The sequence below is a fragment of the Sporolactobacillus pectinivorans genome, assembly GCF_002802965.1.
Taxonomy (GTDB): domain Bacteria; phylum Bacillota; class Bacilli; order Bacillales; family Sporolactobacillaceae; genus Sporolactobacillus; species Sporolactobacillus pectinivorans.
Genome location: NZ_NXGA01000001.1, coordinates 839,590 through 851,569, shown reverse-complemented (window position 1 = coordinate 851,569; position 11,980 = coordinate 839,590). Strand labels below are relative to the sequence as shown.

Below are 11,980 nucleotides of genomic sequence, written 5' to 3'. Positions count from 1 at the left end.
CACAATTTTGATATATAGATTATGGCATGATATGTTTGATAACCGGTGTTCTTTTCATAAGATAAACAACCAAGACACTTAAGGCATATATAAAAATTGGGAATAGTGTCATATAGTACAATGATGTGGCATTAAGGTTGAAATAATGATTCATCTCAGAAATGATCATCCTGTGAATAATGTAGACGCCAAAACTTGTTGAAGACATTATTGTGATAAATCTCACCATTCTGGCACTAAAAATTTTATCCCAATTAATCGATTGAAATAGAACAAAGACAGAAACTGACAGGAAAAAGGTAAACAAAGAATTATAATCCATAAACAATATATTTAAACGTCTGTCTGCAAAACTAAAATAATAAGTACCGGCAAACATTAATCCACCGCTCGCAGCTCCCGCAATGTAAATTAAAATTCTCTGCATCTTTTTAAGAGGAAAGTTAACTAAATACCAGCCAGTTAATACGTAACTCAGATACGTTCCTGCCACAGGAAATGAAAAATAAGGCGATACCGGATGTCTAAACACGCCAAATAAGAAATGGAACACGCCGTTCTGCAACAGGCACAACAAAATAAAGAATAGAACCACTTTTTTATTTTCCTTTTTTGCAAGCAAAGACAAAATGGGAAGGCATATATAGATAAAGATAATCGCGTAAAAGAACCAGAAATTATTCTGTATGCCATTATAAACGAATAAATTAACAACATGTTTTAATGACAAATTCGATATAATCCCTCTGCCAAAATCATAAATTAACCATATCAAACTCCAGATAAGAAAAGGGATAACAACTCGCTTAATCCTTTTATTAAAAAAAATACGGGTTGAATATCTTTGCCGATAACCTAGCAAATTGGCTCCACTCAGCATAAAGAAAACAGGAACAGGCCAGTGAAAAAAGGACTGAATAAAAAGACTTTCAAACCAGCTCGCGTCAGTTCTAAAATTAAAAACAGTTAACGTGCTGTGCAGAAAAACAACAAATAAAGCAGAAAAACAAGTCAACAAGTCCATATACACAATTCTCTTGCCCACATCTGTATCTCCCAGTTTGATCAAAGTTATTAGGGACGCACAGAAAAACCCATGCTAACAAAGATCATTGTTTTATTCAACATTCAGAACGAATAATAAACTTCCTACACTATTATAAATCAAGTATTGTAAAACTTGTATTGAGTTAATATTGTTCTGTAATCTCTTTAATGCGCAATCGTTCCAATGGCTATTTTTTTCAAGTACTGCCTGAATACAACAAAGAAAAATAACATGATAAAGAATGCAGATTCGTTCCATCCGAATGTAACTGCTGAAAGCGCAAAAAAGAAAATAAGGAAGTAGAACGCCGCATCATTAATCGTTTGATAAAGGATATGATCCGGGTGACCCTTGAGCCTATCCACCAGCCTACTCATTGATCGTTTCATACTGATGATATAGATGGCAAAGAAGGAACAAATGATCAGACCGTATTGAACAAGCCAGCCCAGTAAGTTACTATAAATTGGAAAAGCATGTCTGACCTTTACGAATGATGCAAATTCGGCATTATGTGTTGTCCATGCCGGGGTACCTTTCAGCAGGAAAAAATCTGTATAGGACTGGCCGACGCCAAGAATCGGATGATGAAGGAAAGTTACAAATAAAGCAATCGTTCCACCCAGCCTGTTATCTGATGACGTGCCTCCGGCTTTGCCAAAAATATATTCACTGGCAAGTCGATGGATGGTCCCGTTCGTAAAATACAGAATGACGAGGGCAATCAAACCGATCATAATGGCAATGCCAAAAGAAATTTTTCTTTTCCGCGAAAGAGTGAGCCAGAAAACGCCAATTGCCAGAACAATCGCAAAAATACCAGTTGTTGTTTTTGCATAGAGTAAAGCAATCAGTATGATCAACAGCAGGGAGTAATATTTTATCGGCTGATACTTGAGTTTTGGATTGAATATTGAATATTTGTTCTTAATAGCCGCCAGAATGAAAGGAAGGCAAATAATGCAAAGAAATGCTGCCAGTTTGGCCGGTTCACTGAAAAACCCGTTAATGCGGCCGAGAGTCTGAACATAGCTGCCCTTCCAGTACCATTGAAGCATATATCCGTTTTTTTGCTCAAAGAATATGCCGAAAAAGTGCACGATAGGGCCTAATAGTGGCGGGACCACTAAAAACATAAGCTGAATATATACGATGATCAGCACAGACACAGTCGTCCAGTAGGTGCCCCTGATAAACTGTAGAATGTCATCTTTATTGCTGACCAAAACACCTACCACTATATAGTGCAAAAAGAAAACGCAAGTGAGGGCAGTGACGGCTGCAAAACCGACGATCGGATTTACGTTATATATGCTTTTTCCAATTCTGAGATAGCTGAGGATGATGGACAGGATTTGTATGCAAAAGGCACATAGAATAAAAATGAAAACTTTTTTGCTAAACAAAGTTTTGAAATAGTTAGTGGTTATTGTTTTAATACCAGAAAAGCTCTTAAAATAAGCCCCATTTCTGGAAACTGAATACAAAACAACTAATATCATGAATAAATAGAGATCGACTTCAGCCAAATACATGTAGCTGAATGGCAGATAGTGTTTGATGAGCAATGTTATGGGCATTAGAAAGACAGACAATTTTTTAGCCCCTCTCTGAGATGTTTATTTTCAGCGTATATTATGAATAATACTATACCAGTATAACAGGCGAAAGGCAGAACTATACAGCTGCGATGCTTTGGGTTACTTATACTGAGTCACCTTTTTAACTATTTGCAATCCCATACCAAAAATCTTGTGATTCATCTCTGATCTAAGCAGAAAAAGCAACGAAAAATAAGTCACAATTCCGGTCAGGATTTGAATAAAGGTCGTTTTAGGACCTCCTGGAAGAATGTGTGCCAAGTATTCAATCAGTCCATACATAAAAAATCCGGCAATCAAATACTTCCAGATCGCCGTAAATAATTTCCGTATTTGGATCACACGGACTACAAAAATTATCTGAATCAGTGTAACAGATAGCTCTGCAAACACCGTTGCAATGGCCGTTCCGACGGATAGATAAAATTTAATCAGGCATAAGTTCAAAATAAAATTAACAACCGCGCCAACACCAACTGAAATCGTATACTCTCTGACTTTTCCAACAGGCATTAAGTACTGTTGCCCCAGTACATTGCTCCAGGCAATCAACACAATGATCGGACTGATTACAACAATCAATACGCCAGTTTTTGCAAACCCGGGGCCAAAAAACCATGGCGTCATAGTGCCTGCAATGCCCGCGATACCAAACATCATCGGAACTGATAAATAGGAAGCAAAATCAAACGATTGATACAGATATTCTTTAACCTGATTAAAGTTGCCTTTTGCAAATGTATGGGCCACTCTGGGCAGCATAACTACACCCATAGCAGTCACCAGAGTAAGAATCATTCTTACGACTTTATCCGAATTATAAAAATAACCGACTTCATTTTTATTTGACAGGACACCAAGCATGGTCTTATTCAGGACGAGGTAAATCTGAATCGCAATTTGAGGGATGAATAAGGACAGCGAAGGCATAAAATGTTTCATAATATCGTTCCATTTAAGCTTAATGAACTGAACCGTCTTCGGCAAATAAGCCCACATTGTCAGCTGACCAAATAGTTGTGAAAGGGCAGAGATCATCACATATATCCACAGACCATTCGCATGTTTCACAAAAATAAAGATGCAAATCAAACCAATAATCTGGACAAATAAATTTCTGATTACCGTTTTCTTGAAGTCTTCAAGTCCCATGTATAACCAGGAAATATCAAACGTGGCCGCAATAATATAAAGGGACTGAATCAAGAATATATTGGAGTATTCCTTTGTCATACTTAGGAACAGCAGAAAAATAAGATAAGCCAAACACGTCGTGATTAATTTCAGGACAAATATGCCCCAAAATACCCGGCTTAATTTTTGTTTGTCATCTCGTACATAAGCAATCGCACGGTTCCCATAAAGAGAGATGCCAATCGTACCAGCTAAAATAAAGTACTGAATAATGGAATTCGTATAAGCATTAATTCCAACGCCACTACTACCAAGTACTCTGGATATGTAGGGAACCGTAACTAAACCAACAAATAGAGTAACAATTTGGTAAATCACATTAAAGATATAATTTTTTGCGATATTCATTTATTTCACATATCCCTGTTATTCATTAAATTCTTCTCTGGCTGTGACTAGTGCGGCACCGATGACCTGATGCATATCATAGTACTTGTACATACCAAGCCTTCCACCAAAAATAACATTTGGCATACTTTCGGCCAATTCTTTATATTTCATGTAAAGATCATTATTCTTTGTATTATTCACAGGATAATATGGTTCATCCCCCTTTTGCCATGCCTGAGGATATTCTCTCGTAATCACCGTTTTCGGCTGATTTCCAAATTCAAAATGCTTATGTTCAATTATTCGCGTATATGGTGTCTCTGCGTCCGTATAATTGACAACTGCGTTCCCCTGATAATTCTCCTGATCCAATGTTTCTGTTTCAAACTTCAGGCTTCTGTATTCAAGTGTGCCATACTTATAGTCAAAAAATTGATCAATCATTCCTGTATATACGATCTTTGGAGAGCTTTTTATGTATTCCGCTTTATTTTCAAAGAAGTCTTTGCCGACTTCTACATCGATCAGATTGCTATCCAGCATTTTCTCAACAATCTGAGTATAGCCACCAGTCGGAATGCCCTGATACTTATCATTAAAATAGTTATTGTCATATGTAAAACGCACCGGGAGTCTCTTTATAATAAATGCCGGCAAATCTTTTGCCTTTTGACCCCATTGTTTCTCAGTATATCCCTTAATCAACCTCATATATATGTCCGTACCAATCAGAGCTATTGCCTGCTCTTCCAAGTTCGTTGGTAGACCAATTTTTGCCGCTTTCTTCTGTTGCTCAATTTTTTCTTTCGCTTCCTGAGGCGTCACAACACCCCACAATTTATTGAATGTATTCATATTGAAGGGGAGATTATAAATTTCACCTTTGTAGTTGGCAATCGGACTATTCGTGTAACGATTAAACTCAGCAAATTGATTAACATAATTCCAAATCTCACGATTGCTGGTATGGAAAATATGTGCACCATACCGATGAACATTTATACCTTCAACATTTTCAGTATAAATGTTGCCTGCAATATGTGACCGCTTTTCGATGACTTTTACACGTTTGCCATGTTTTGCAGCTTCGTAAGCGAATGTACTGCCAAATAAACCAGAACCGACTACTAGATAGTCATACATGCTGATATTACCCTCCTGTGTTTAACTGTTATTATGTCTTTGAACAGCCGTTGTATGAAATTAAAAAGGGAAGTTGATCAGAATGGGATATATGCGTGATAAAAAAAGTATGATCAAACCGTGAAATAGAATCAAACGCCAAACATGCTTCACTATTATAAAAAAGTGTCCCAAAAAATCCCAAAATGATCAGCGATGAATCTCAACGCCCGTTTGTTCCCCTTTGCCACCCTTTTGAACAACATCCATAAAAAGTTCATTTCGTTAATGCGTCATACGATTGCTAAATCTTTTGTAATCATATTGTCGAAAAATAAAATCTAAAATGCCCTTTTGAACGGTAAGGAACTTTTTCACTCTGTATTTTACTTTTGGTCGAAATAACAGAGTTACAGAAAATCCTCCCCATAAAATTATACCTTTTATTCCTTCTTTTCTCCCAAAATACTCTGTTCTTGTTATCAGAATATTTCTAACCAAATAGTAGTACAAAGGAACCCTGTTAATATTTGTTTCTTCTTCAATGATTAATTTTTTGACATTTGCTCTCTTATGTAAAACTTTACTCTTTCCGGAAAGGAATGCAGGCCCGAAATAATGTGTTAATCGCAACGTATACTCGGTGTCATCTCCCCAGATAAAATAATCTTTAACCGGCAATCCAATCTTTTTGATTGCCTGATTATTGATTAACAAAGAAACGAAAGTCGCCGATTCAATTTTTACGAGACCTTTCCCCAGATCAAAATACCAATCAGGATAGCCGCTGATCGAATGATGCCCTGATATCACTGGAACATTCATCGCTTCATTCTCTGGGCCAAAGACAGAACTTGCAAGGAAGCTAACGTTGTCTGTCCCCAAAACGCCAGCATCGTCGATAAGTTTCTCTAAGCTATCGTCACGGGGAATAGTGTCATCATCCATAATCCAAAGCCAATCCACATCTAATTGCGATGCATATTTAAATCCTTCGTGAAATCCTCCGGCACCGCCAATATTCTGTGGTAAACGTTGATAGTCAAAAAGATCTTGGTCAAACATATTGTTATTGCTGAAGAGTTTGTCTGTGCCATCATTACTGGCATTATCAACAACAACAATCCTGCTGACAGGATAGGTCTGTTTTTTAATTGCATTTAAACATTCAATCAAAAGTTCCTTCCGATTATAGGTCACAACAATAGCTATTATTTTTTGCACTGTTCTCCACCCTAATGATTATGTATTATAAAATTTTCAATTTCCATCTACACATTGATTGCTTATTGTTCAGGGGAGCCATTTTTCAATCTTTTGTAAAAATCATTCAGAAGGGTAATGAACAACAAGGCTCCGATCATCTTTTTTCTCAAAAGTCCAACATAGATTCTTTCCTGAAAATTCAGTATATGTTTATCAACCTTTGAAAGAGCTATTTGATACATCGTTTTTTTTAACAGACCTTTAATTTCTTCTTTGATCACCCGGTACCTTTTTTGCCTCGCCCTGAGTACTGGCCAGTAGTAAAGATTAATATAGCTGTTAAAACCGATTAAAGTCTTAGCGTATAAAGCCTTATAGAAGAGTCTTTCTTTTTTGTGTTTTCTTATAAAACCCTCGGTAGCCTCATTTACTTTTTCAAAATATGTGACAATTTTTGGATTGAATTTTTTTGTAGCAGAACCATTATTTTTTCTATAATGATATAAAATTTCGTTAAAGTAATAAATTCGATCTGCATCTTCTACTGCATATAAGTTAAATATATTATCCTGCATTCTGAATAACTGTGAATCAAATTTAAGCTTTTTCTCCTCTAAATAATCTTTACGATATAGCTTGGCCCAAGGTACTCCTACCCCCGTTTCCGGTGGAAAATAGTCATTGATACCCCGGCAGATCAGCTGCAATAGAATTTCATCCTTTTTTTTCCCCGTAAAGAGCTTAGTTCTATATTGAAAAAATTCATTTATCTTCTCTCTGTTGATATAATTTGCAAAGCAGGAACACATGACAATATCTGCCTTGTGATTTTCGCCTTCCTGTACGAGTCTTTTTAGATAATTAGGCTCAAGCCAATCATCAGAGTCAACGAATGCGATCCACTGGCCTTTAGCATGTAACAGACCATTATTCCTGGCGACAGAAACTCCCTGATTCTTTTGGTGCAGAGAAATGATCTTCGCATGATCAAAAGAAAGCTTATCACATAGTTTCCCACTTATATCATTATTGTCATTATCATCAACAAGGATGATTTCAAAGTTATCAAATGTTTGATCCAGAATGCTCTCAATACATTGATTAAGATATTCTTCAGGTATTTTATAGACTGGAATAATTATACTGACCGTTATTTTATCGCTCATGCTTTCTCCTCATAATTAAAACATCATATGAGAAGTGATCCTCCTTTTTCACCCCATTCACTATTTTATATGTGGTTGGGATGATAAATCATATCTATAATTCAAGCCCTAATAAACAACATCTAACGATGAAACCCAACATTGCTTATAAGGTTCATTGTTGTCTTCTCTTAGTAGTTCCCTCATTCAGGAAACTAATTTTTCTAAGTCAATAATTAATTACGCCCATCATGTACCCATTCAACTATCTTAAATAATAAAAGCCCGTCAAAACGATTGGGCCATATTATAAGCGATAATCTTGAAATACTAAGCGAATTTCATCGTTTCACCAGAAATCAGATCATTTGCTTTAACATTATTAAATTCTGATCATGAAAACCTGTTTTCAGCCTGATATTAGAAGATAAAATTTTATTATCTAATATCGGCAGCCCGAACCCTTTTTATTTCTCCTTCATTATCTACGCTATTCAGCTCGTTTGATGAAAATTTATTTTTTATAAATTTATAAATTTTTTTAGCCCAATTTTGTTTATCCATAAACATAACCGGCAATTCGATACAATTTATTTGATGTTTGTCTAACCAGACATCAAACAATATTTCACTGATATAGCCAAAAACCCTGGCCTCATAAGAGGAATAACTCGTTATGTCAATTTCTTTTTCTAATTGGAATAATATTGAAAAAAGCCAATCAGCATAGTCATGAAATATATTCTGCTTCATTACAAACATGTTAAACATATGAGCAGAGCGCCTTTTCAATACTTTATCAAATGAAGGAAGATAATCTGGTTGAATTTTTGAGATAACTTCCCGAGTTTTCAACAAATCATCAATTTTATGTGTGTGTTCGTAGTGAGACATTATTGTTTCAATCCAATAATGCCTTTTCTGTGGCAATATGGCATCATACTTTTTTAATAACTCACTTGCTTTTTCAAATGAAAGCACTTTTTTCAATGTCCCTCTTCTTATTCCTAAGAAATGATCATTGTTGCAAAAGTGTCGTCGATAGTGAGCCAAGCCCAAGTAATCAGCCTTTAGATTTTTCCATGCCCAGTACATTGCAGTTAACTCACAATAATTGGGATTCTTCGCGGAGATATTGTCTCCTGTGTTGTCTCCCTCATATAGATCATCTTTTTTTATAGCTTTTCCTACCTGAATCGGCATGTACATGTCCTCTTCTGGCATTTGATACTTTTTATGCGTCGCAATGACAATAATAATATCCATTAATATTAATATCCTCCGCTAATTTCTACACTGAAATTATACAGTTCAATCGGATTAATGTTTTATACCAATAATATTTTCGCTTTGTCTATTTAATATGCGTCTTTTGTGTCAAAAAAAACTAAAAACGTTTTAATAATAATTTTAAAATCCAATTTTAAACTTCTGTGCCTAATGTATTTTAAATCAAGCTCGACCATTTCCTCAAACCCAAGTGTACTCCGACCACTCACTTGCCATAAGCCCGTACAGCCCGGAGTAACTACAAGCCGCAGCTTATCATATTCCGTATACTCGGCTACTTCTCTGGGCAGCGGTGGACGGGGACCGACAAGGCTCATTTCGCCCCTCAACACATTGACAAGCTGTGGCAGCTCATCAATGCTTGTTTTCCGGATAAAACGGCCGATCCGAGTAATCCGCGGGTCGTCCTTCATTTTAAACATGCAGCCGGTTGTTTCGTTTCGATCAAGCAGCTTATCCAGTAACTCTTCCGCATTTGATACCATCGAACGGAATTTATAAATTTGAAAAGACTTCCCGTGTTTCCCTACGCGTACCTGTTTAAAAAAGACTGAACCATGCGGATCTTCCAGCTTAATCAAAATAGACACAATAAGAAGCACCGGGGAAAGAAGAACAAGACCAACCAATGAACCAACAATGTCTACTGCCCTTTTTGTATAAAGATATCCCTTATTTTCGCCAATTAATTGGCTTTTATATTGAATATCCTTGCCTCTGCTGTAGTGTGCTTCGATTTCTGATTTTGGTATAGCCATCGTTTGCTCCTCCATTACTTTAGCGGTAGCTTGTTGTCATGAAGAATTTTCTCAATGCCCTTTAGCACATCTTCCTGAATATCTTTATCCTGAAGCGCCATCTCTACATTTGTTAGAACAAAACCCAAGGTTTCTCCGACATCGAATCGTTTACCTTCAAATTGATAAGCATAAACGCCTTGAAGTTCATTTAGCTTTTGAATAGCATCGGTTAATTGAATTTCACCGCCAGCACCAATTTCCTTCTTTTCAAGGAAGTCAAAGATTTCCGGTGTCAGTACGTAACGGCCGATGATCGCCAGATTAGAGGGCGGATTGGAAGTCGGTTTTTCCACAAAACGACTGACATTATACAGACGGCCGTCCTGAGCCTTAGGGTCTATGATTCCGTAACGCTGTGTTTGATTTTCCGGTACTTCTTTAACACCCAGCACTGAACATCCGGTTCTCTCGTATTGCTCGGCAAGCTGCTGGATGCACGGTTTTTCTGATTGAACAATATCGTCGCCAAGTAACACTGCGAAGGGCTCATCGCCAATAAATTTGCGGGCACACCAAACAGCATGTCCCAGACCTTGAGGCGATTTTTGCCGGATATAGTGAATATCAATTTTGGACGGTTCCCTGACTTTTTCAAGCAAATCAAATTTCTTTTTCTGAATCAGGTTTTGTTCCAGTTCATAGGCAATATCAAAGTGATCTTCAATAGCTCTTTTGCCCTTACCGGTAACAATGATGATGTCTTCAATACCGGCTTCAACAGCCTCTTCAACAATATATTGGATCGTCGGTTTATTGACGATAGGCAGCATTTCTTTCGGAAGTGCCTTTGTTGCCGGGAGAAAACGTGTTCCTAATCCTGCAGCCGGAATAACGGCTTTTCTGACTTTTTTCATGTCTGACTCTCCTTACCAGTGATCAGCCTATCAATTCGGGGGTATGATCCGGACGGCCGATAGAATAATATTCAATCGAAGATTTTCTGACTGCGTCCAAACTATAACAGTTTCGGCCATCAAAAACAACTGCCGATCTCATTAGTTTACTGAACAGGGACAAATCTATCTTCTTAACAGCCGGCCAGTCCGTAATAATGACTGTGAAGTCTGCTTTTTTCAGCGCCTCGTTCAGGTCTTCAGTATATTTAATCGAAACATCAATTTGTTTCCTGGCGTTTGATACAGCAATCGGATCATACGCCACTATATCTGCACCCAATTCAGCCAGCTTCGGAATCATGACAAGAGCGGGTGATTCTCTCAAATCATCCGTATGCGGCTTAAATGCGAGTCCGAGCACAGCAACTCTTTTACCTTTTATGCTGCCGAATCGGGACAAGATTTTATTCAACAGTAAAGTCTGCTGATGGTTGTTAACTTCAATAACTGACTTCAACAAGTTGAACTCGTGATGAGCATTCCCTGCCAATTGTACAAGGGCATTGGTGTCTTTCGGGAAACATGAACCGCCGTAACCAATTCCTGCTTTCAGAAAGTCAGGCCCAATCCGGTGATCGAATCCCATACCCTTTGCCACTTCTTCGACATTCGCTCCGAGTGACTCACAAATATTGGCGATCTCATTAATAAAACTAATTTTTGTCGCAAGGAACGCATTCGAAGAATACTTGATCATTTCCGCACTTGATATGTCTGTACGGACAATCGGCATGTTGAACGGTTTATTGATTGCCTCCAGTATGTCACCAGCCACCTCATCTTCAGAACCGATAACAATCCTGTCACCGTGAAACGTATCTTTTACAGCTGACCCTTCCCTAAGGAATTCAGGGTTTGAGGCAATTTTCACATGAATACCGTTCTTTGTATTCTGATTGATGATATCTCTAATGTGAAAATTTGTTCCTACAGGGACTGTACTTTTAATGACTACAACGATGTTCTTATCAATATTCACTGCTATATCGCGGGCGGCCTGCTCCACATAGTCAAGGTTGGCAGAACCATCTTTTCTTTGCGGTGTTCCTACAGCTATATAGACAACCTCAGCATCCTTGAGGCCGGTTTTGTGATCCGCCGTAAAAGAAAGACGATGCTCGACAATATTTTTCTTAATTAATTCCTCAAGACCAGGCTCGTAAATTGTCGGTATACCTTGACTCAATTTTTCCACTTTCGAAGGATCGACGTCGATACAAGTCACTGAGTGACCAACTTCAGACAGCGCCACCCCTGTCACAAGACCAACATAACCGGTTCCAATGACCGCAATCTTCATTCTGTTCCCTCGCATTTCGATACTGACTTTTTATACAATATAGTTAGT

10 protein-coding genes are annotated in these 11,980 nt (G+C 37.6%); all 10 read right to left on the bottom strand.

The genetic code is table 11. The annotated features are described in order from the left end of the window. Window positions 1-19: 19 nt before the first annotated feature. The 10 genes from COP04_RS04330 to COP04_RS04285 all read right to left on the bottom strand — a co-directional run bounded on the left by COP04_RS04330 (window position 20) and on the right by COP04_RS04285 (window position 11,932). Window positions 20-1,045: an acyltransferase gene (locus COP04_RS04330; protein WP_100486860.1), complete on the bottom strand. Its 1,026-nt coding sequence runs from the start codon at window positions 1,043-1,045 to the stop codon at window positions 20-22. Between the two features lie 167 nt (window positions 1,046-1,212). Next, window positions 1,213-2,643 (bottom strand): O-antigen ligase family protein, encoded by a 1,431-nt coding sequence (locus tag COP04_RS04325; protein WP_100486859.1) that lies wholly within the window; start codon window positions 2,641-2,643, stop codon window positions 1,213-1,215. Between the two features lie 105 nt (window positions 2,644-2,748). Beyond that, the gene (locus tag COP04_RS04320) at window positions 2,749-4,191 is read right to left on the bottom strand and encodes a flippase (protein WP_100486858.1); all 1,443 of its coding nucleotides are present in this window, start codon (window positions 4,189-4,191) and stop codon (window positions 2,749-2,751) included. Between the two features lie 18 nt (window positions 4,192-4,209). Then, window positions 4,210-5,316 carry a UDP-galactopyranose mutase gene (gene glf / locus COP04_RS04315; RefSeq protein ID WP_204988018.1) on the bottom strand — a complete coding sequence of 369 codons (1,107 nt, stop codon included), beginning with the start codon at window positions 5,314-5,316 and terminating at the stop codon, window positions 4,210-4,212. A 264-nt stretch (window positions 5,317-5,580) separates the two neighbouring features. Continuing rightward, a complete protein-coding gene (locus COP04_RS04310) occupies window positions 5,581-6,519 on the bottom strand; it encodes a glycosyltransferase family 2 protein (RefSeq protein WP_100486856.1) in 939 nt (312 codons plus the stop codon). A 62-nt stretch (window positions 6,520-6,581) separates the two neighbouring features. Further along, window positions 6,582-7,667 (bottom strand): glycosyltransferase family 2 protein, encoded by a 1,086-nt coding sequence (locus COP04_RS04305; RefSeq protein WP_100486855.1) that lies wholly within the window; start codon window positions 7,665-7,667, stop codon window positions 6,582-6,584. A gap of 417 nt (window positions 7,668-8,084) precedes the next feature. Then, window positions 8,085-8,912 carry a DUF4422 domain-containing protein gene (locus tag COP04_RS04300; RefSeq protein ID WP_100486854.1) on the bottom strand — a complete coding sequence of 276 codons (828 nt, stop codon included), beginning with the start codon at window positions 8,910-8,912 and terminating at the stop codon, window positions 8,085-8,087. Window positions 8,913-9,004: 92 nt separating this feature from the next. Further along, window positions 9,005-9,694, bottom strand: coding sequence for a sugar transferase (locus COP04_RS04295; RefSeq protein WP_100486853.1), 690 nt, complete (start codon window positions 9,692-9,694; stop codon window positions 9,005-9,007). A 14-nt stretch (window positions 9,695-9,708) separates the two neighbouring features. Next, window positions 9,709-10,590: a UTP--glucose-1-phosphate uridylyltransferase GalU gene (galU, locus tag COP04_RS04290; RefSeq protein WP_100486852.1), complete on the bottom strand. Its 882-nt coding sequence runs from the start codon at window positions 10,588-10,590 to the stop codon at window positions 9,709-9,711. Window positions 10,591-10,612: 22 nt separating this feature from the next. Next, entirely contained in the window at window positions 10,613-11,932 is a 1,320-nt protein-coding gene (locus COP04_RS04285; RefSeq protein ID WP_100486851.1) for a UDP-glucose dehydrogenase family protein, read from the bottom strand. Window positions 11,933-11,980 lie beyond the last annotated feature (48 nt).

Coding starts and splice junctions, on each gene's coding strand:
- galU (WP_100486852.1), bottom strand. CDS start 10,590: ATGAAAAAAGTCAGAAAAGCCGTTATTCCGGCTGCAGGATTAGGAACA.
- COP04_RS04285 (WP_100486851.1), bottom strand. CDS start 11,932: ATGAAGATTGCGGTCATTGGAACCGGTTATGTTGGTCTTGTGACAGGG.
- COP04_RS04300 (WP_100486854.1), bottom strand. CDS start 8,912: ATGGATATTATTATTGTCATTGCGACGCATAAAAAGTATCAAATGCCA.
- glf (WP_204988018.1), bottom strand. CDS start 5,316: ATGTATGACTATCTAGTAGTCGGTTCTGGTTTATTTGGCAGTACATTC.
- COP04_RS04305 (WP_100486855.1), bottom strand. CDS start 7,667: ATGAGCGATAAAATAACGGTCAGTATAATTATTCCAGTCTATAAAATA.
- COP04_RS04295 (WP_100486853.1), bottom strand. CDS start 9,694: ATGGCTATACCAAAATCAGAAATCGAAGCACACTACAGCAGAGGCAAG.
- COP04_RS04320 (WP_100486858.1), bottom strand. CDS start 4,191: ATGAATATCGCAAAAAATTATATCTTTAATGTGATTTACCAAATTGTT.